This is a genomic window from Chryseobacterium sp. NG-CE01 (assembly GCF_055695505.1).
This window is the reverse complement of record NZ_CM146369.1, coordinates 4,239,856-4,261,089: the sequence shown is the minus strand read 5'-3', so window position 1 is coordinate 4,261,089 and position 21,234 is coordinate 4,239,856. Positions and strand designations below refer to the sequence as shown.

14 protein-coding genes are annotated in these 21,234 nt (G+C 39.1%); 10 read left to right on the top strand and 4 right to left on the bottom strand.

From position 1 onward, the window contains the following. The first annotated feature begins 15 nt into the window (after positions 1–15). A complete protein-coding gene (locus ACYT6F_RS19405; protein WP_472599250.1) occupies positions 16–870 on the top strand; it encodes a GLPGLI family protein in 855 nt (284 codons plus the stop codon). A 26-nt stretch (positions 871–896) separates the two neighbouring features. Here ACYT6F_RS19405 and ACYT6F_RS19400 read toward each other — a convergent pair whose 3' ends face one another. Then, positions 897–2,675 (bottom strand): AMP-dependent synthetase/ligase, encoded by a 1,779-nt coding sequence (locus tag ACYT6F_RS19400; RefSeq protein WP_472599249.1) that lies wholly within the window; start codon positions 2,673–2,675, stop codon positions 897–899. Between the two features lie 277 nt (positions 2,676–2,952). Between ACYT6F_RS19400 and ACYT6F_RS19395 the strand changes: the two genes are divergently transcribed. Beyond that, a complete protein-coding gene (locus tag ACYT6F_RS19395; RefSeq protein ID WP_169229735.1) occupies positions 2,953–4,092 on the top strand; it encodes an acyl-CoA dehydrogenase in 1,140 nt (379 codons plus the stop codon). Between the two features lie 241 nt (positions 4,093–4,333). Here the strand turns inward: ACYT6F_RS19395 and ACYT6F_RS19390 are convergent, their stop codons facing one another. Beyond that, positions 4,334–5,254, bottom strand: coding sequence for a DUF4349 domain-containing protein (locus tag ACYT6F_RS19390; protein ID WP_472599248.1), 921 nt, complete (start codon positions 5,252–5,254; stop codon positions 4,334–4,336). A gap of 228 nt (positions 5,255–5,482) precedes the next feature. Beyond that, positions 5,483–7,078: a peptide chain release factor 3 gene (locus tag ACYT6F_RS19385; protein ID WP_472599247.1), complete on the bottom strand. Its 1,596-nt coding sequence runs from the start codon at positions 7,076–7,078 to the stop codon at positions 5,483–5,485. Between the two features lie 175 nt (positions 7,079–7,253). Between ACYT6F_RS19385 and ACYT6F_RS19380 the strand changes: the two genes are divergently transcribed. The 8 genes from ACYT6F_RS19380 to ACYT6F_RS19345 all read left to right on the top strand — a co-directional run bounded on the left by ACYT6F_RS19380 (position 7,254) and on the right by ACYT6F_RS19345 (position 19,975). After that, positions 7,254–8,084, top strand: a complete 831-nt coding sequence (locus tag ACYT6F_RS19380; RefSeq protein WP_472599246.1) for a lysostaphin resistance A-like protein — start codon at positions 7,254–7,256, stop codon at positions 8,082–8,084. 77 nt (positions 8,085–8,161) lie between these two features. After that, positions 8,162–8,743: an RdgB/HAM1 family non-canonical purine NTP pyrophosphatase gene (rdgB, locus tag ACYT6F_RS19375; protein ID WP_472599245.1), complete on the top strand. Its 582-nt coding sequence runs from the start codon at positions 8,162–8,164 to the stop codon at positions 8,741–8,743. A 174-nt stretch (positions 8,744–8,917) separates the two neighbouring features. Then, positions 8,918–9,832, top strand: a complete 915-nt coding sequence (locus ACYT6F_RS19370) for a ribonuclease Z (RefSeq protein WP_472599244.1) — start codon at positions 8,918–8,920, stop codon at positions 9,830–9,832. 5 nt (positions 9,833–9,837) lie between these two features. Next, the gene (locus ACYT6F_RS19365) at positions 9,838–10,611 is read left to right on the top strand and encodes a TIGR02757 family protein (protein ID WP_472599243.1); all 774 of its coding nucleotides are present in this window, start codon (positions 9,838–9,840) and stop codon (positions 10,609–10,611) included. A 10-nt stretch (positions 10,612–10,621) separates the two neighbouring features. After that, positions 10,622–11,152 carry a DUF1003 domain-containing protein gene (locus ACYT6F_RS19360; RefSeq protein WP_472599242.1) on the top strand — a complete coding sequence of 177 codons (531 nt, stop codon included), beginning with the start codon at positions 10,622–10,624 and terminating at the stop codon, positions 11,150–11,152. A 187-nt stretch (positions 11,153–11,339) separates the two neighbouring features. Next, positions 11,340–13,715: a choice-of-anchor L domain-containing protein gene (locus tag ACYT6F_RS19355; RefSeq protein WP_472599240.1), complete on the top strand. Its 2,376-nt coding sequence runs from the start codon at positions 11,340–11,342 to the stop codon at positions 13,713–13,715. Positions 13,716–13,913: 198 nt separating this feature from the next. After that, positions 13,914–17,483, top strand: coding sequence for a choice-of-anchor L domain-containing protein (locus tag ACYT6F_RS19350; RefSeq protein ID WP_472599238.1), 3,570 nt, complete (start codon positions 13,914–13,916; stop codon positions 17,481–17,483). Between the two features lie 119 nt (positions 17,484–17,602). Next, a complete protein-coding gene (locus ACYT6F_RS19345) occupies positions 17,603–19,975 on the top strand; it encodes a choice-of-anchor L domain-containing protein (RefSeq protein WP_472599236.1) in 2,373 nt (790 codons plus the stop codon). An 80-nt stretch (positions 19,976–20,055) separates the two neighbouring features. On the opposite strand, the gene ACYT6F_RS19340 is transcribed toward ACYT6F_RS19345, so the two are convergent. Next, positions 20,056–21,153: a DNA polymerase beta superfamily protein gene (locus ACYT6F_RS19340; RefSeq protein ID WP_472599235.1), complete on the bottom strand. Its 1,098-nt coding sequence runs from the start codon at positions 21,151–21,153 to the stop codon at positions 20,056–20,058. Positions 21,154–21,234 lie beyond the last annotated feature (81 nt).

Genomic DNA, 21,234 nt, shown 5'->3' with positions numbered 1-21,234 from the left:
TTAATCATACCTCTTATGAATTACCATAAAAAAATATTTCAACTTTTAGTGTTATTATATAGTGTATTATATTATACCCAATCATACAAAAAGGATAGTTTAAGAGGTGAATTTACTTATCGATTAAGAGCTAAGTTCGATAAACGTACAGACAATCGATATGAAGAATTATTCACCTTACAGGTAGGACACAGACGTGCTTTTTTTGCAAGTGCTGTATCATTGAAAGGAGATTCGGTAATGCAAAACTCAAGAGTTACGACCAAAAATTATGATGGCAGCATAACTCTTAGCTACAATGACGATGCGGTTATTCCAAAAACAAATTTCAATTTTACTATCATCCAGACCAACGAAAATATACAGTATTTTGATTCCGTGGCAATGTCATTATTTACCTATAAACAACCTTTAATATCAAGCTGGGAACTTGCAGATGAAACTAAAATAATTAATACCATTACCTGTAAAAAAGCGAAAGTGAAGTTTAAAGGAAGAAACTGGATCGCATGGTATGCTCCTGAAATTCCACTTCCGTACGGTCCAATGAAATTTAGTGGTTTACCGGGATTAATCATCAAAATAACAGACGAGAAAGAGGATTACGATTTTGAACTGGTAAAATCCTTGTCCGTTTCTCAATTGAAAGGCAAATTTATCAATATTAGAAGAAGCAGATATACCGGAGCTATAGAAACAACACAGGCTAAATTAAAACAAGCGCAAAAAAATGCTGACGACAATGCTGCCGCTGTACTGGCAAGTTACGGAACTACCATTATCAAAGGACAGGAAATGATACGACAAAGAGAAAAGGAAAGGGATGAAAACAAAAAATACGAAAACCCTTTAGAAATAAGTAATGAATAAAACCGCCTCAACAGAAGCGGTTTATTTTATTCCTTATGATCGTACATTTTGTTGTAAAGATCAATAAATTTCTCTTTAATGGCCTTTCGTTTAAGCTTCAGAGTAGGCGTTAAAAGCCCTGTTTCAATGCTCCAAATCTCGGGAGTGAGTTCGATCTTTTTGATTTTCTCCCAGTTTCCGAGATGCTCGTTTGTATTTTCGATTTCTTTTTCAATTCTTTCTTTGAGCTCTTTGCTTTTTGCGATCTCCTGAGGCGTTGATCCTACATTCAGGTTGTTTCTCTGTGCCCAGCTTTTGGCAAATTCAAAATCAGGCTGTACCAGCGCAGTAGGCATCTTTTCGCCATCACCCACTACCATGATCTGCTCAATAAATTTAGAGGCTTTGGCAAGATTTTCAATGGTTTGAGGGGCAATATATTTTCCGCCGGAAGTTTTAAACATTTCTTTTTTACGGTCTGTGATCTGAAGAAAACCGTCACTGTCAACGTGCCCGATATCTCCTGTTTTAAAATAACCGTCTTCGGTAAATACTTCTTTTGTCAACTCTTCATTTTTAAAATAGCCTTTAAAAATGGAAGGTCCTTTCACCGTGATCTCTCCGTCTTCCTGAATTTTTACCTGAACATTATCCAAAGGAAGCCCTACGGTTCCTATTTTCATTTTCCCAAAAGCGTTTACGGAAATTACGGGAGAAGTTTCCGTCAGTCCGTAACCTTCCAAAATAGGGATTCCGGCATTCTGAAACATCAGATTCAGACGCGTTGAGAGCGCTGCAGATCCCGAAACCAGAGTGATAATTTCACCACCGAGCCCTTCACGCCATTTTTTGAAGACCAATTTATCTGCAATTATCTCTTGTAATCCGGAAGGTTTAGAAACTGTTTTCTTTTTAGAAATAAGATTCAGTGCCCAGAAGAATATTTTTTGTTTGAGACCGCCTGCCGATGAGCCGGTTGCATATATTTTATCATATACTTTCTCTACCAGTCTTGGCACAACACTCATGTAATGCGGTTTTACTTCTTTTACATTTTCACCCATTTTTTCAATACTTTCTGCAAAATAAATCGAGAAGCCGTTATATTGGAAGAGGTAAAAAAGCATTCTTTCAAAAATATGACATATTGGTAAAAAGCTCAGTACTCTTGTATCTTTATAATCAAGGTTATTCTTCTTAGGAATTCTTGGGATAGAGCCTAAAACATTGGATACGATATTGTGATGCGTAAGCATAACGCCCTTTGGTCTGCCCGTAGTCCCTGAAGTATAGATAATTGTTGCCAGATCTTCAGGATTAATTGCATTGGATAGATCTTCAACCTCAATCTGTGTAGAATCATCTTCTCCCAAATCAATTACTTCTTTCCAGTTTGCGGCCCCTGTAATATCTTCAAAGGTGAATACGCCCTGCAGCGAAGGGATATTATGCTTTACTTTGGTTACTTTATTCAAAAGATCCTTATCAGATAAAAAGCAGTATTTGATCTCGGCATTATTAAAGATGAATTCATAATCCTCCGGTGAGATACTGGGGTAAACAGGTACCGAAACGACACCGATTTGTGAAAGCCCCAGGTCCATAATCGCCCACTCGGTACGGGAATTCGTGGTGATGAGCGCTATTTTATCTCCGGGCTTTATGCCAAGCTTTAACAGTCCGCGTGAGATTTTATTGGCCTGATTGATAAACTCCTGAGTAGAAGTTTTCTTCCATTGCCCCTGATATTTTGTTACAAACATATCCGATTTTGGATAGGTTTCTAATGCGTAATGAGGGATATCGAATAATCTTTTTATGGTCATGATGTTATAAGTAATGGGTTAAAGGATTTTAAATATAAGCATTTTTTTTAATTGGGAACATGATATGGTGAAATTAACAATTACTGAAGATTGCTCTGAATTATATATTATTTCTCAGGTTTTTTCAGGTAAAATTTTAACAATATTATAATCAATATATTTATTTTTTAAAATTTGTTTAATTGCTGGTTTTCAGAAACTAAGACTTAAATTTTAATTCTGTTTTCAGATTTGATCAAAAAGTGTAAATTAGCGACCATCTAATTATTCAATTTTTATGGACTTTAATTTATCGGAAGAACAGCTGATGATTCAGCAGGCAGCAAGGGATTTTGCACAAAACGAATTATTACCTGAAGTAATCGAAAGAGACCGCGACCAGAAGTTTCCTGCAGAACAGGTAAAGAAAATGGGTGAAATGGGGCTTTTGGGGATGATGGTAGATCCTAAATACGGTGGTGCAGGCATGGACAGTGTTTCTTACGTGTTGGCCATGGAAGAGATTGCAAAAATAGATGCTTCTGCAGCTGTGGTAATGTCTGTAAACAATTCATTGGTATGTGCGGGGCTTGAAAAATTTGCTTCTGAAGAACAAAAAGTAAAATATCTTACTCCTCTTGCTAGCGGACAGGTAATCGGAGCATTTGCATTGTCTGAGCCGGAAGCAGGTTCTGATGCGACTTCACAAAAAACCACTGCAGAAGATAAAGGAGATCATTATTTGCTGAACGGAATCAAAAACTGGATCACGAACGGTGGAACAGCTACTTATTATATTGTAATTGCACAAACAGATCCTGAGAAAAAACATAAAGGAATCAATGCTTTCATCGTTGAAAGAGGTTGGGAAGGATTTGAGATCGGTCCGAAGGAAGACAAATTAGGAATCAGAGGAAGTGATACCCATTCCCTGATTTTTAATAACGTTAAAATTCCGAAAGAAAACAGAATCGGAGAAGACGGTTTCGGATTCAACTTTGCGATGGCTGTTCTGAACGGCGGAAGAATCGGTATTGCATCTCAGGCATTGGGTATTGCTGCAGGAGCTTACGAACTGGCATTGAAATATGCTAAAACAAGAAAAGCTTTTAAAACGGAGATCATCAATCACCAGGCAATCGCATTTAAACTGGCAGATATGGCAACCCAAATCACAGCGGCAAGAATGCTTTGCTTTAAAGCAGCAGTAGAAAAAGATGCCGGAAAAGACATTTCTGAAAGTGGTGCAATGGCCAAATTATATGCCTCTCAGGTAGCAATGGATACCACGATAGAAGCTGTACAGATTCACGGAGGATACGGATATGTAAAAGAATACCACGTAGAAAGAATGATGAGAGACGCAAAAATCACTCAGATTTATGAAGGAACTTCCGAAATTCAGAAGATCGTAATCTCAAGAAGCATTGCAAAGTAATTGCTTAATAATAAAAATGAAATAGTAAAAGGCTCTCAGAAATGGGAGCCTTTTTACTTTCACACGAACCACAAAATATTAATAATATGTTGTTTTAATTATTGTTTTGATTGATTTCTTTAACATAAGTTAAATTATGAATTTAATTAATTCAACAATACAAAGTTATACATAACAATTATTGAAGAAACGGAATTCCGATTAAAATATTATTAAAAATAAAATAGTACGCTACTTTTGGTTACAAATTTTTATCCGTAGTCTTTCGTTTTTTATAAAAATAATAGCCTATTCCTACGATAAGAAACAATGGCCACAGCGGAAGTATGAACAGGAATACGGAAGTAATCACATTCCAGCCCGAAGATATGGCGGCAAAGGATTGTTCGCCCAGCGTTTCCGGCTTTTTATCATCTGCAGTGTTTGCTGTCTGTCCGTAAAGAGTAATATCAATTTCACACATCGTATTTTCAAGCATATCATGACCCGAAGTTTCGATGTTCATATTTTCCACCGTTCCCAGATTGTAGTTGAGATCAGACATTAGGTAATCAAATTTCTGAATGGGAACTTTTACCTTCAGGTACGCTGTCTTCCTATCATCATTTTGCAGGGAAACACTTTCACTTCTTATAAAGCCGCTGTATTTGGCAACTTCATCCTTTACAATTTCTTTTGCAGTTTCCGCATCATTTACGCTAAGTTCTAATGTTCCTTTTTTGATGAATCTATTCTGCTGAATCAATTCAGGATTTTCTTTTTTGGGTGAATTTTTGTAAACGATTTTAGTTTCTTTAATAACTTTCGGAGCCGGAACATTCACTACAATATTGCTTTCTTTCTTTGCCGAATCCTTCTTTTCAGCTTTCGTTTCCAATTTTACCGATGAAATTTTTTCAGAAAGAGAATCCACCATTTTTGCAGTACTTTCCATATGATCTTTAATTTCATTTCCGGCCTGCTGAAAGTCTTTGATTTTTACATTAGCAGAATCCAGTGCGGCATTCGCTTCATGATCAATTGTACTGATTTTTTCAGACGCATCAGAAATAGTGCTGTCTGCTGAGCTGATTGTATTTTCCAGCTGCGAAGATGTTGCTTCTCCTTTTTTACACATGATGAATGTTCCCGATACGGCAACAAGTAAGATGAATTTTTTCATACGATTAATTTTTTCGATGAAGTAAAATTAGGAGTGGAATTGTTGTAAAGATTGTAAAAGGTTTGTTTTGAAGATGTAAATTGATAAAGATTTGATTTTGATGGTTTTGTAAAATAATTTTAACTATTTTACAAAAAGTTTTTCAGATATAATAATAACCGGATTGTTTAGAAAATAAAAATCCGCAGAAAATTCCGCGGATTAAATATTTAAATTAATTATTTCTAATTAAGCATTCCTGAACTCACTGATGAAATGCAGTTTCACATTCGGGAATTTTTCCTGGGTCATATGAATGGTAAACGAAGAATCAGCGAGGAAAACCAATTGGTTGTATTTGTCTCTTGCTAAAAATCGCTGCTTCAATCTTGCAAATTCTTTAAATTCATCAGATTTCTCATCTGCCTCAACCCAGCACGCTTTGTGCATAGAAAGCGGTTCGTAAGTACATTTTGCACCATATTCATGTTCCAGACGGTATTGGATTACCTCATACTGAAGGGCACCTACCGTTCCAATGATCTTCCTGCCGTTCATTTCCAGCGTAAACAGCTGTGCAACACCTTCATCCATCAGCTGATCGATGCCTTTTGCGAGTTGTTTTGCCTTTAAAGGATCGCTGTTATTAATATATCTGAAATGTTCAGGAGAGAAGTTCGGGATTCCTTTGAAATTCAGCTTTTCACCACCTGTCAGTGTATCACCGATCCTGAAATTTCCTGTATCATGAAGTCCCACAATATCTCCGGGGAAACTTTCTTCCACCACTTCTTTTTTATCTGCAAAGAATGCGTTAGGTGAAGAGAACTTCATTTTTTTGCCCTCTCTTACCAGTAAATAATTTTCGTTTCTTTTAAAAGTTCCGGAAACAATTTTCACGAAAGCCAGTCGGTCTCTGTGCTTCGGATCCATATTCGCATGTATTTTGAACACAAAACCGGTGAACAGATTCTCTTCAGGCTTTACCAGACGCGTATCACTTTCTTTTGGCTGAGGCATCGGTGCAATATCAATGAAAGCATCAAGCAATTCCCGTACCCCGAAATTATTCAATGCCGAACCGAAGAACACCGGCTGAAGATCTCCTTTCATATAATCTTCACGATTAAATTCGGGATAAACCGATTGTACCAGGTCCAGTTCCTCTCTTAAAGTAGCAGCTGCCTTTTCGCCGATTACTTCATCAATAGAAGCATCATTAATATCGTCAAACTTAATAGCTTCACCAACTTTCTGCTTTTTCTCTTCCAGGAACAGCTGGATATTATTTTCCCAGATGTTGTAAATTCCCTGGAAATCACTTCCCATACCGATCGGTAATGAAAGCGGAACAACAGTTAATCCCAATTTCTGCTCAACCTCGTCCAGAAGGTCAAATGCATCTTTACCCTCACGGTCAAGCTTATTGATGAAAACCAGCATCGGGATATTTCGCATTCTGCACACCTGCACCAATTTTTCAGTCTGTTCCTCAACCCCTTTTGCAACGTCTATTACAACAATCACCGAGTCTACGGCAGTTAGAGTTCTGTACGTGTCTTCAGCAAAATCCTTGTGTCCCGGAGTATCAAGAATATTGATTTTATGATCCCTGTATTCAAAAGCAAGTACGGAAGTTGCTACGGAGATCCCTCTCTGTCTTTCAATTTCCATGAAGTCGGAGGTAGCTCCCTTTTTTATTTTATTGGATTTTACCGCTCCCGCTTCCTGGATGGCCCCTCCGAAAAGAAGCAGCTTTTCCGTAAGCGTCGTCTTTCCGGCATCGGGGTGAGAAATGATCCCGAAAGTTTTTCTTTTCTCTATTTCTTTGATTAAGTCTGACATATCGTATTTTGAAGTTGCAAAAATCGTAATTTTTAATGGAATCTGAAAATGATTTCATTCAGGAAGAGATCTGTACCTCAAAAAAATGCAGATGTTTTTTTGTACTTCATTATTCAAACAATAAAGAAACTTCTTAAAAACTTCTATCTTTGCCCGATAAATCTGAGTATAAAGTATGGAAAACAGCAGATATCCGAAGTTTACATTTACATGGATAGGCGGACTTCTATTGGTGGCCGGGATGGTAGTTGGTACCATGGCGGTATCATTTTTTAATATCTTCTGGATGTTTACCTTCAAAGAAAGTCTGCAGTATAAAGAATGGTTCTTAATGCTTTCCAATGCCGCAGGATTTCTTACCGCTATCGCCTTTTTTGATTTTTTTATCGTAAGACCAAAAACAGGAAAAAAGCTGAATTTCAATTTTTCGCCCACTAATTTCTACACCTATCTTCTGATTTTTCCTATGATGCTCGGAATGATGTTTATTGCAGAATTTATTGCAGCACAAATTCCCACAACAGGTCCTTTTTTCGGGAAATATTATGAATTCTTCACAAAACTGATGGAGCAGCTTACCGATGATCCGGTCATAATGATCATTACTGCAGTGATATGTGCGCCTATCTTTGAAGAAATTGTTTTCCGCGGAATTATTCAGAAAGGTCTTATCAATAAAGGTGTGGAGCCATGGAAGGCTATTATCTCCGCATCCGTAATTTTCGGTTTGGTTCATGGGAATCCCTGGCAGTTTGTAGGGGCGGTTTTATTGGGATGTGTGCTCGGTGTTGTTTATTATAAAACAAAATCTTTATTGTTGCCAATGCTGTTGCACGGGTTTAATAATTTATGTTCAACCATATTGATTGCGTATACGAAAAACGAAAGTTTTGCAGATGCTTTTAAAATTCCCGAATGGGTAATACTTATAGTCGGAATTCTGCTTTTTTCCGTGTTTTACTATCTGTTTACAAGGAAATATAAAGTGCATTATTCTGAAATTTAAATATAAACTGATTTTTAAATAAAATTAAATGAACAAGTGTTTCGCATTTGTTTATTTAAATTAAAAAATAAATATAAATGAATAAGGATATGGAGTTACTGGTAGCCACCCACAACATACACAAAAAAGAAGAGATTCAGCAGATTCTGGGTGATGGTTTTATTGTAAAAAGCCTTACGGACTATGATATACATGAAGAAATTGTGGAAGACGGCGACTCTTTCAATGCCAATGCCCTGATTAAAGCAAAATACTGTTACGAAAAAACAGGAATTCCGAGCCTTGGAGACGACAGCGGCCTGGTTGTAGAATCTTTGGACGGCAGACCGGGGATTTTTTCAGCACGTTACGCCGGAGACCATGATTTTGCCAGAAATATTGAAAAAGTATTGTCTGAAATGGAGGGTGTAGAAAACCGAAAAGCCTATTTCATCACTGTTTTATGTTACTATGATGAAAACGGTGCAAAATATTTCGACGGAAGAGTGCACGGAAATCTGCTGAATGAAAATAAAGGGTTTAAAGGCTTTGGCTACGATCCTATTTTTGTTCCTGAAGGATATGATAAAACCTTTGCAGAGATGGATCCTCAGGATAAAAATAAGATCAGTCACAGAAAGCAGGCACTGGATCTGTTCCTTGATTTTCTGAAAGATTAGCAGGGTAGGAGGAGGTTAAAGAAATTAAATCTGATTCATTCCAAAGCGAGATAAAATCTTCAAATGATTTTTAAAATAATTGCTTTAGTCTCAACCTTAACCTCAACCTTAATAAAATCTCAGCCTCATTCTTACCTAAATTCCGTACATTTGTTTATACAATAAACGATAGATTTGAGTACTTATTTAACGATATTAGGCTTTAATTCAGCAATTCCTACCATCAATTCTTCTCCTACCGCACAACTTCTCGAAATGGAAGAAAGATCTTTTCTAATCGATTGCGGAGAAGGAACACAGGTACAGCTGAGAAAAGCAAAAGCGAAATTTTCACGGATTAATCATATTTTCATCTCCCACCTTCACGGAGATCACTGCTTCGGTTTGCCGGGGCTCATTGCTTCTTTCCGTCTTTTGGGAAGAGAAACACCGCTGCATGTATACGGCCCGAAAGGAATTAAGAAAATGCTGGAAACCATCTTCACCATTACCGAAACCCATCGTGGTTTTGACGTAGTGTATCATGAGCTGGATAAAGATTATTCCGAAAAAATTTATGAAGACAACAGGGTAGAGGTGCATACCATTCCTTTAGATCACAGAATTTACTGCAACGGATATCTTTTTAAGGAAAAACCGAAAGAAAGACATCTCAATATGCAGGAAATTTCCAAATACAATGAGATCGAGACCTGCGATTATCACAATATCAAAGCCGGAAAAGATTTCGTATTAAGCGATGGGTACGTCCTTAAAAATGAAATTCTTACAACGGATCCCATTCCTCCGGTTTCTTATGCGTTTTGCAGCGATACGCGCTATCTTGAAAATGTGATTCCGGTTATTAAAAATGTGACGGTCCTTTATCATGAATCCACATTTTTGCATGATTTAAAGGAAATGGCAGATTATACAGGCCATACGACCGCGCTTGAAGCGGCAATGATTGCTAAAAAAGCTGAGGTCGGAAAACTGATATTGGGACATTTTTCCAATCGATATGCAGATCTTACGGTTTTCACCGATGAAGCGAGAACTATTTTTCCCAATACTTTCTTGCCGAAAGCACTGGAACCTGTGAAAATTTAAAATAAATGACGCTGAAATTTGAAGAATTAAAAATTTTCCTGGATGAAAAAGCAGATCAGTATAATCGCCCGGAGTTTATAGAAAATGATCCTATACAGATTCCGCATCGATTTACGCTGAAGCAGGATATCGAAATAGCAGGTTTTCTGGCAGCTACCATTTCGTGGGGAAACCGCAAAGCAATTATAAAATCTGCCGAGAAAATGCTGGATATTATGGGAAATACGCCGTATGATTTTGTTTTGAATCATTCGGAAAAAGACCTGAAATTAATTGAAAATAAAAGCATACACCGTACTTTTAACGCCGAAGACTTTACGTATTTTATTAAACAGTTTAACCGGATTTATCGTGAAAATGAAAGTCTTGAAGTTTTATTCAGGCTCAACGAATCGGAAACCAGCTTCCTGCATTCGGTAGAACGCTTCAGAAGCAGTTTTCTCGGAACCGAAAAGCACAGAAGTCATAAACATGTAAGCTCACCGTATAAAAATTCGTCCACCAAAAGAATAATCATGTTTCTGAGGTGGATGGTACGCAAAGACAAACGTGGTGTAGATTTTGGTATCTGGGAGAATACAGATCAGCGATACCTTTCCATTCCGCTGGATGTGCATACAGGAAATATTTCCAGGAAATTAGGGCTGATTTCAAGAACGCAAAACGACTGGAAAACGGTAGAAGAACTGGATGCTGTTATCAGGAAATTTGATGAGGAAGATCCTGCAAAATATGATTTTGCACTGTTCGGGTTAGGGGTTACTAAAGAATTATTATAAAAGCATAACAATGAAAAAACACGAAGAAAGAACTGAGGTTTTAGAAAAAATAGCCAACGGAATAACCTGGTGGATAGGCTCTATTCCGTCACTTATTGCACACACGTTGTTTTTTATTATTTCGTTCCTGCTTCCTCTGCTGGGGCTTGTGGAATTTGATAAAATGCTGCTCATTCTCACTACGGTAGTGTCTCTTGAAGCCATTTACCTTGCCATTTTTATTCAGATGTCGGTAAACAAGAGCCATGAAAAAATTGAAGATATCCAGGAAGATATTGAAGACATCCAGGAAGATATCGAGGAGATCAGCGAAGATATTGAAGAGATCAGTGAGGATATTGAGGAGATTAATGAAGACATCGAAGATATCCAGGAAGATATTGAGGAAATCAATGAAGAAGAAGATGAAGACGACCACAGCGAACGCGCAAAAAATGTCATGCTGAAAAGTAATGTAAGCTCAAACAAAAACGAAATCAAAGCGCTGAAAGATAAAATTCAGGAACTTCAGAGTAAAATTGATGAGCTTAAAAATGAATAGTAATTTTTTTACATAAAATATTAACTCTACAAAAAGGCTAATAAAATTTAGTCTTTTTTTTATTATAACAGATATATTATCTGATAAGTATCAATTTGGTAAAATAGATTGGTTTTTTATTGTAATTATTTCATTTCTTATTAATTTTTAGACGAAAAATTATTATTTTTGAACAAACAACAAAAAAATGTTAAATTATAGACTGAAAAATTACTTCTTCTTTTTGGTGTTGCTTTTGATTTCAGGATCTGCTGCTGCCCAGCATGCATCAAGAAAAAACGGTAAAGTAAAACTGAGTTCGGAAAGTATGAAGGCAGGAGCTTTTATTGATGTGAATGTGCCGCCGTACCCGGAATCGTCTTATACTATTCAGCAGCTTGTTCAGCAGGTTCTTATTAACGGAGCATCAAGCTGTGCGACACCGAATGTAAGCAATGTAACAGTAACGCCCAATCAGGCAGTAACCAATAATGACAGGTTTTGGGGATATTTCCACAAAGGAACAACCAATTTCCCCTTTGAAGACGGAATTGTTTTGACTACAGGTTTTGCAAGACAGGCAGGAAATGCTGCTATTGCTGCTAATCTTGCAGGTACAATCTCTCAAAATGGAGATGCGGATCTCGCTGCTGCAACCAATACCAATATTAACAATCAGCGTGATGCAGTAGCCCTTGAATTTGATTTTGTACCCAACTCCAACCAGGTAAAGTTTAATTATATATTTGCTTCTGAAGAATACACAGGAGGTTTCCCTTGTAATTTTTCCGATGCTTTCGCTTTACTTATCAGGCCGGTAGCCGGAGGTCCCTATACCAATGTTGCGATACTTCCGGGGGGAGCAGGTCCTGTAAGTGTTACGAATATACGTCCCGCGACGCAATTCGGGGGAGGCACACTTGCATGTGGTGCTTTAAATCCCACTTATTTTGCAGGATATAATACAACCAGCATTGAAACGAACTATAACGGAAGAGTGGTACCTTTAACGGCAATTGCCGATGTAACTCCCGGTGTTGCCTATCACTTTAAGATGGTATTATCTGATTATAATGACCAGACTTTAGATTCTGCGGTTTTCTTAGAAGGAGGCTCCTTTGATATCGGGATTAAAATTGTGGATGCCAACGGCGTAGTATTGCCGGATACGGTAAATATGTGCGACAATACACCACAGGTTTTAACAGCACAGCTTACCGTAGCTCCTGGTATGACTTTCCAATGGTATAAAGATGGCGTTGCCATTAATGGTGCTACCAATGTATCTTATACAGCAACATCTCCCGGTGCATATGAAGTAAAAGTTTCAGTACCCGGAAATCAGTGTCCTGCTTCTGCGGTCATTACCATTGTGGGAGGAACAACGCCGCCGGCACAGAATGCGACCCTTAAGCTTTGTACGACGCCTTCCGTTTCCACATTTAATTTAAATGACGCTACACCTTTAATTACCACATCAACCACTGCTATTGTGCGTTACTATGTAAATCAGGCTGATGCGGTTGCTCAAAATAATAATTTTCTGAATGCAGCTGCCGTGAGCAGCTATAATGGTAACGACGGACAGGTATTATATGTTGTTGTTTCCAACGGTGCTTTCTGCAGCAAAATGGTCACGTTAACTTTAAGAAAAGAAACCACACCTATCGCACAGCTTACCGCAACAAAAGTAAGATTATGCTTAGGAGAATCTACCACTCTTACAGCAGCCAACGGTGCTACCTACGAATGGGTAGGAATGACTGCTACCGGAGCGACAATGACAGTTTCTCCGACTCAGACAACGACCTATTCCGTATACGCTATCGGCGCGCAGGGATGTAAATCTTTGCAGCCGGCTTCTCTTACTATAGAAGTGGTACCTGCTATTAAATCCAATCTTTCAGGCGGTATGATTTGTCAGGGAGATGTTATTACTCTTGATGCAGGATCAGGACCGAACTACACGTATTTATGGAATACGGGAGATACATCGCAGACAATTTCTGTAGGAACACCGGGAGCATACTCTGTAACAATCAACAATGGGGTTTGCTCAAAAGTCTTTACAACACAGGTTATTCAGGCCATTATTCCTGAGATCATCAATGTAAACTACACCGAGAGCGGAACGATGGTTCTTACGGCGAGCAACCCAAGCAACGGAGCATTGGAATATTCTATTGATAACGGCCTTACATGGCAGAACTCCATTACATTCAGCAATGTACCAAGAAATACGGTAATATCCATCAGAGTGAGAGTTAAGAAAACAAGCTGTGTAGGTTTCCTTCAGTATTTTACTTTTGTGATGCAGAATGTTATTACGCCGAACGGAGACAACATTAACGATATTATTGATTTCAGAGGAGTAAATCAGAATAAAGATTTCAAAGCATCCATTTTCGACCGTTATGGTAAGGAAGTTTACAAAGCAAGCAGTCTTCAGCCTTATTGGGACGGTTACTTCCAGGGAAAACGTTTGCCTACCTCATCATACTGGTATCAGGTGAGTTTCGAAGATCCTGCAAGTAAAAAACCAGCACTGAAGACGGGATGGATTCTGCTTAAAAACATAGAATAAAAGAAAAAGATTAATTTTTAAATATTCAAAGAAAGACCAATAATTTGTTGGTCTTTTTTTCGTTAATAATATGAATTGAAGATATATTGTAAAATCGGCCTTATTGTATTAATGATAATGTAATTTGGGCTGAATTGATATTCAATCAAAAAAAATAGTATTTTTGTTTAAAATAATATAAAAATGTTAAATAGGAGGATGAAAAATTTACTTTTGGCTTTATTTTTAGTTTTTACGGGATCTTTGCTATTTGCACAGGACAGGCAAAGTAAGGTTTCTGCTAAAAAACCTACAGCCGCAAGTATGAAGGCAGGTGTCTTTATCGATGTGAATGCCGCCGGCTATCCGGAATCAGCCTTCAGTATTACACAACTGGTAAAAGATGTTCTTATCAGCGGCGGTTCCACATGTTCGGCTGCCAATGTAAGCAATGTGGTTGTCTCTCCCAATCTTGCAGTTACCGACCAGAACAGAAGCTGGGGATATTTTAATAAAGCCACCACTAATTTTCCCTTTGCCAAAGGGATTGTTCTTACCACAGGATACGCCAGAAAAACTGGAAATAATTTTCAGGGAACTTTAAGTGATGTGCTTTCTTCCGGAGGAGATACAGATCTTGCAACAGCTTTAAATGTAAATAATGCCAATTTAAGAGACGCAACTTATATAGAATTTGATTTTGTACCTGCTTCTACAAAAGTTTCGTTCAGGTATCTGTTTGCTTCCAAAGAATATCAGAGTAACTTTACATGCAGTATTTCAGATGGTTTTGCTTTATTACTGAAAAAAGTAGGAGATCCTACATACACCAATTTAGCGATTCTTCCCAATGGTGATCCTGTGAGTGTTACCAATATTATTCCGGCAAATTTACCTTGCGGCCCTAAAAATGTTCAGTATTTTGCAGGAATTAATAACCCTCAGGTTGAAACCAATTTTGACGGACGTACTATTCCTCTTACGGCAACAGCGACGGTAATTCCGGGACAGACGTATCATTTTAAAATGGTTCTTGCAGACTATCAGGATTCAAACTTCGATTCGGCTGTTTTTCTTGAAGCGGGATCTTTTGATATTGGCGTTCAGCTTCTCAATCCTGCTGGTGTAGAGCTGCCCTCATCCATAAACGTCTGTGACAATGCACCACAGGTTCTTACTGCTTCTGTTCAGGGAGGAGGAGCTACTTATCAGTGGTTATTAGGAACTACTCCTATCCCGGGAGCAACAGGTTCATCTTATACGGCAACGCAACCCGGATTATATACGGTTCAGGTTTTTCTACCCGGCAACACGTGCCCCGGAACCGCTTCCGTTACGATTGTTGGAGGCACTTCGCCTACCGTACAAAATGCTACTTTAACGGCATGTTATACCCAGGGAAATGCCACTTTTAATCTTACCTCTGCGCAAACTTCAATAAGTACGACACCGGGAGCAACGTTTAGTTATTATGTCAATCAGTCAGATGCTTCAGCCGGAAACGGTAATACAATAGCCAATCCTGCTGCATTCCAGAGTGCCGGACAGACAGTATATGTTCTTGTAAAAAACGGATTCTGTTCAAAGGTTGCACAACTGCAGCTTGTGAAGGCACCGCAGATAATTGCTACAATTGCAGCACCATCTGTTTTAACATGTACCAATTCGCAAATCACATTAAATGCTTCAGGTTCCACTTATCCTGCCGGATCTACATTTGCGTGGACAACGACAAATGGAAACATCGTCTCCGGCGCCAATACCCTCAATCCGGTGGTAAACACGGCAGGAACTTACACCTTAACGATTTCAAATACTTATCAGCCGGGTAACTTAACTTGTACAGGAACGGCAAACGTTACCGTAACCGGCGACAGTGCTCCGCCAACTACTGGTTTAACGGCTTCTAAAACGCTAATATGCTCCGGCGAATCTGTGACATTAACAGCATCCGGCGGTGTTACCTATAATTGGGTGGGACTTCCGGGAAATGGAAATACCCAGACTGTTTCACCAACTACCACAACAACGTATACGGTCACAGCAGTTGGGGCCAATGGTTGTGTATCTCAGACTCCTGCAACCATTACCATACAGGTTTCACAACCAATTACCGTTCAGAATGCTACATTGTTTAAGTGTTATCAGGCTGGAGGAATCAATTATAACTTAACGGAAGCACAATCTCAGATTACTACTGCAACCGGCGTTACATTCTCTTACTATCTGAATGTAGCTGATGCTAACGCAGGAAATACCAATACAATAGCTAATCCTGCATCATTCAACAGTGCGGGAAATCAGACAATATATGTTCTTGTTGTTAACGGAGGATGCAGATATGTGGTGAATTTGCAGCTGTTGGCAACACCTCAAACAACTTTAACCATTGCTCAGCCTCAACAGATTACCTGTAATACACCACAGGTAACACTCAATGCTTCTGCTTCCGTGATTCCGGCAGGTTCTACCATCGCGTGGACGGCAACCGGCGGAGGAAATATTGTTTCAGGGGGAAATACATTGACACCTGTTGTAAATGCAGGAGGAGTGTATACATTAACAGTGACTAATGTTAATCAGCCGGGCAATTTAAACTGTTCTTATACATCGAATGTTACGGTAACACAGAATACCACATTACCGGTGGCAACGCTAACATCAACCGTTCAGCAAATCTGCTCCGGGGAATCCGTGACATTAACAGCATCCGGAGGTGCTACTTATAACTGGGGCAATAATCTTCCGGGAAATGGAAATACACAGGTCGTTTCTCCTACGAATACTACGGTTTATACGGTTTTCGCTGTAGGTGCCAATGGCTGCGTATCGGCAACTCCGGCTACCGTTACCATTGTGGTCGGTCCGCCAGTGGCCATATTGGCAGCTTCAAAATCTAAAATTTGTGTAGGTGAGTCGGTTACATTAACAGCAACAGGTGGAGTTACCTATGAATGGGTAGGCCTGCCAGGTAACGGAAGTACTCAGGTTGTATCTCCTACCGCTACGACTATCTATTCTGTTTTTGCTTTGGGTGGAAACGGATGTAGAGTAGCAAATCCTACTTCCATTACCATTGAGGTTGTCCCTGCAATTGAATCAACATTGAAGGATGTCTATGCCTGTGCCGGAGATTCCGGAATTCTGGATGCCGGTTCTGGACCAAATTATACCTACCTCTGGAATACAGGAGCAACTACACAGACGATTTCTGTAAATACTCCGGGAACATATTCCGTAACGATCAGTAATGGCACCTGTTCTAAAGTCTATAGTGCGCAGTTGATCAATCCTGCACTTCCTCAGTTTACCAACGTTACATATGATAATCATGTTTTAACAATATCAGCAACCAATCCGACAGGAGGAACTTTAGAGTATTCGTCAAACGGGGGAGTAACATGGCAGGATTCAAATATCTTTTACAATATGCTGGATAATAACAACTATAATCTTATGGTTCGGGTAAAAGATGCGAAGTGCGGAACTACATTGTCATTCTTTACATTTGTGGTAATTAATGCCATTACTCCAAACTCTGACGGTAGAAATGATACCGTCGATTTTACAGGAATAAGCAAGTATAACAATTTTGCAGCCTCTATATTTGACAGATACGGACAGGAAGTATTTAAAGCAGATAAGAATCAGACAAGCTGGAACGGACTGCTGAGAGGAAGCTTAATACTTCCAACGGCGACATACTGGTATCGTGTACAGTGGGAGAATCCTGCAAGCAGGAAACTCGAGCAGCGCAGCGGATGGATTTTGTTAAAAAATAGAAATTAACAGTCATAAATATAATAAACCTCTCAATTTGGGAGGTTTATTTGCTTTTTTGATATAAAAAAGTTAAAAATGTGTATATATTTATAAAAAACAATTAAATTTGTTTAAACAACTTATTTATGAAGAGATACTTACTATTGTTTTCCTTATTCGCGGTCTCGTCGTCGAGTCTCTTTTATTCACAAAACGTTACACCCAGAAAACCTCAAAAAGAAAAGGCATCCAGCTTAACAATGAAAGCAGGTGCTTTTATTGATGTAAATGCTGCCGGTTATGCCCCAACGGATTATACTCCTTTGCAGCTGGTAAAAGATGTGTTGATTTCTTCAGGGACAAACTCTTGTGTAACGCCAAGTGTATCCAACGTTCAGGTAAGCCCGAACTTAGCGGCAAGTAATGTTCAAAGATCCTGGGGTTACTTTCACAAAGGAACGACCAATTTTCCTTTTAAAGATGGTATCGTGCTTACAACGGGCCATGCCACCAAAGCAGGTAACAGTTATATAAGTACTACTTTAGGAGATGATTTGCCTACCGGGAGTGATCCGGATCTTGTGGCAGCAACCAATCCATCTGCAACACTTAATGATGCTGTTATTTTAGAGTTTGATTTTATTCCAACCTCTTCTCAGGTAAAGTTTAATTATTTATTTGCGTCTGAAGAATATACCGGATCTTTTCCTTGTAGTTTCTCTGATGCATTCGCATTACTATTAAGACCGACAGCGGGAGGTCCGTATGTAAATATGGCGGTATTGCCTGCTCCGGGTACAGGGCCGGTAAGTGTAACGAATATTCATCCTCAGAATAGTTTTAGCGGATTTGATATGGGATGCGGAGCTCCGAATGTTTCTTTCTTCGGAGGATATAATACCGCTAATGTTGAAACTAACTTTAATGGCAGAACAGTGCCTTTACAGGCTACAGCAACAGTAGTTCCCGGGCAGTCTTACCATTTTAAAATGGTGTTGGCTGATGCTATTGACAGCAGCTATGATTCTGCGGTATTTTTAGAAGGAGGTTCATTTAATATCGGGGTTGAATTATTAGATCCTAATGGAGGAACTTTACCGGAAGAGATCAATGTATGCGACAATGTACCTCAGGTTATTACAGCTTCTGTAAGTGATCCGAATATGAATTACCAGTGGTTCTTCAACGGAGTTGCAATTCCGGGAGCAACAACGCCTACGATTACTGCTACACAACCGGGGAATTATGAAATTCAGGTATCATTTCCCGGAAATCCTTGTCCGGGAAAAGCAAATATTAAAATTAACGGAGGAACAACTCCTTCGGCAGTTGATGCATCATTACTGCTTTGTTCCACACCGGATGTGACATGGTTTGATCTGACGGATGCTACGCCGTCTATCAGTACGACTCCGGGTGCGGTATTCCGTTTTTATGTGAACCAGGCTGATGCGGTGGCTCAGAATAACAACTATATTCAGGATGTTTTACATTATAATGGCAATGACGGACAGATTCTCTATGTTGTTGTTTCTAATGGAGGATTCTGCAGCAAAATGGCAAAATTAACCTTATTAAAAGAAACAAGGCCTACGGTAACTTTGGTAGCATCAAAGCTTAAAGTATGCCCGGGTTCAACAGTAGATCTTACGGCTACCGGAGGTGCTACTTATAACTGGGCTAACTTCCAGGGAACCGGCGGTACACAGACGGCAACGGTTTATCATACTACGACATTCTCGGTATATGCTTTAGGCACAAAAGGATGTCAGTCTTCATTACCTGCGACGGTTACGGTAGAAGTGGTTCCTGAGATTACGTCACCACTGACAGATGTGGAAATGTGCCAGGGAGACAGAATTACTCTTGATGCAGGAGCGGGACCTAATTACAGCTACCTATGGAGCACAGGTGAAATCACACAAACCATCAATGTAGATAACTGGGGTATTTATTCGGTGAAAATCGATAACGGATATTGCGAGAGAACATTCACGGCAGAGGTGATGGGAGCAGCATCTCCATTTGTTTCGAATGTTGATTACAGCAACAATACATTGACAATTACCGCAGAAGTGCCAATGATCAATAATATTCCTCAGACTGCAGAATATTCTGTTGACGGAGGTATTTCATGGCAGCAGTCTAATGTGTTTACAGGTATTCTGGACAATACAACGTATAATATTCAGGTGAGAACAGTAGGAACTCATTGTGTAGGAGCGCTGGAATTCTTTACATTCCAGGTGAGAAATATTATCACTCCGAATGATGACGGTATTAATGATACGCTTGATCTTACTTCCCTTGGAGGTTTCAACAACTTTACAGGATCTATTTACGATCGTTATGGTGCGGAAATGTTCAGGTTCTCAAAAGAAAACCCGATCTGGAACGGTACCGTTGGAGGAAAGAAATTGCCTACTGCAACGTACTGGTACAAGTTTAACTTCCAGTATCCGAAATCAAAAACCAATATGAGCCAGTCTGGCTGGATTATGCTTAAAAACAGAGAATAATATCAGTTGGTATTTCAATAAATAAAGCCCCGAAAATTAACTTTTCGGGGCTTTTAGTTTAGATGTTCAGAGATAAATGATTATATTTTTATATAAAGTTCTTCCCGGATCTCTGTAAGTATCTTTGTTGTTTTTTTGATATCTGGAAATTCAGGAAGCTTTGAACCTGAATAATAAAATTCTATAGATTTTATAAGTTCCTCCGCTTTTTTCATAACCTCATCGTAAGAACGGTTTCCGGCTTTGATATCCAGCAGTTCCTCACGGTTTTCTACACGGATATTCAGAGAGCCTGTTTTGAAAATCTGCTCGCATGACTGCAGGAGACGGATGGTATGCATCATGTTTTTACTGTCATAATTCTGTCCGTGGTTTTGGTTGACATTGTAGCGGTCTTCATTACGTTCGGAAACCCACTTCCAGTACTCGCGGTAGTCTTTGCAGTAAGCAGAATACGCATCTAGGTTACAGAACATGTAGGCAATAGGTTTTTCCTCTTTCGGAACCGAAGATACCGAAACCTGGTTGGCCTCTTCATGCTGAATAATTCCTTTATAGTGTAAATCTTCCGATTCATCATAGAAAAGCGCAAACATTCCTTTGGTGTTGTCGATGCTTACCAGGCCGCATTTTTCCTGTTGTAAACCACCCCGTCCTTCGGACACCCCTCCAGAGGAGGGGAATTCCCGCAACCACTTTTTCAATGGAACGGAACCCTGATCCCGCAAAATGTAGCAGAAATCGAGAATGGATTTCTTTTCTTTATCCATCGGGTTCAGAATTTTTTTGTTGAGTCCTTTTGCTTTTTTGATCTGTGAAACCGCATATCCGGCAAATGTATCTTTACACAATTTAGAGAGGAAATCTTCTGGTTTCAACAAACCCATTAACGGATGTTTAGACTGTATGCAATCTTCCGGAGTGGCCAGTACTTCCATTATATTCGGATTGTTCTTCTGCAGAAGCTCAACAAATCTTCCGATTTCGTAATACGTAATATCATTGGTTTCATTGGAGACCTGCGGAATATAGTTTAGCCCGAAAAAATCTTCTCTCGGAACATAGTATACACCCCGGATATCCATATCCGAGTTTTCCGTAGCCAGCCCGAAAGCCCGGCTTCCGGAGATGGCTTCGAAAAGGATGAGGTTTTTGGTTTTTATATCTTGTATGGTCATAACCTTATGTGTTATTATTTAACGTGAGTTTGATGTAGAAGATTAAAAATTAATTGATACACCATTATTTTTAACTAGTTG

Excerpts from the sequence above, each read along its gene's own strand:
- ACYT6F_RS19395 (WP_169229735.1), top strand. The coding sequence starts at position 2,953 with ATGGACTTTAATTTATCGGAAGAACAGCTGATGATTCAGCAGGCAGCA.
- ACYT6F_RS19380 (WP_472599246.1), top strand. The coding sequence starts at position 7,254 with ATGGAAAACAGCAGATATCCGAAGTTTACATTTACATGGATAGGCGGA.
- ACYT6F_RS19340 (WP_472599235.1), bottom strand. The coding sequence starts at position 21,153 with ATGACCATACAAGATATAAAAACCAAAAACCTCATCCTTTTCGAAGCC.
- ACYT6F_RS19390 (WP_472599248.1), bottom strand. The coding sequence starts at position 5,254 with ATGAAAAAATTCATCTTACTTGTTGCCGTATCGGGAACATTCATCATG.
- ACYT6F_RS19385 (WP_472599247.1), bottom strand. The coding sequence starts at position 7,078 with ATGTCAGACTTAATCAAAGAAATAGAGAAAAGAAAAACTTTCGGGATC.
- ACYT6F_RS19360 (WP_472599242.1), top strand. The coding sequence starts at position 10,622 with ATGAAAAAACACGAAGAAAGAACTGAGGTTTTAGAAAAAATAGCCAAC.
- rdgB (WP_472599245.1), top strand. The coding sequence starts at position 8,162 with ATGAATAAGGATATGGAGTTACTGGTAGCCACCCACAACATACACAAA.
- ACYT6F_RS19350 (WP_472599238.1), top strand. The coding sequence starts at position 13,914 with ATGAAAAATTTACTTTTGGCTTTATTTTTAGTTTTTACGGGATCTTTG.
- ACYT6F_RS19365 (WP_472599243.1), top strand. The coding sequence starts at position 9,838 with ATGACGCTGAAATTTGAAGAATTAAAAATTTTCCTGGATGAAAAAGCA.
- ACYT6F_RS19405 (WP_472599250.1), top strand. The coding sequence starts at position 16 with ATGAATTACCATAAAAAAATATTTCAACTTTTAGTGTTATTATATAGT.
- ACYT6F_RS19400 (WP_472599249.1), bottom strand. The coding sequence starts at position 2,675 with ATGACCATAAAAAGATTATTCGATATCCCTCATTACGCATTAGAAACC.
- ACYT6F_RS19355 (WP_472599240.1), top strand. The coding sequence starts at position 11,340 with ATGTTAAATTATAGACTGAAAAATTACTTCTTCTTTTTGGTGTTGCTT.
- ACYT6F_RS19345 (WP_472599236.1), top strand. The coding sequence starts at position 17,603 with ATGAAGAGATACTTACTATTGTTTTCCTTATTCGCGGTCTCGTCGTCG.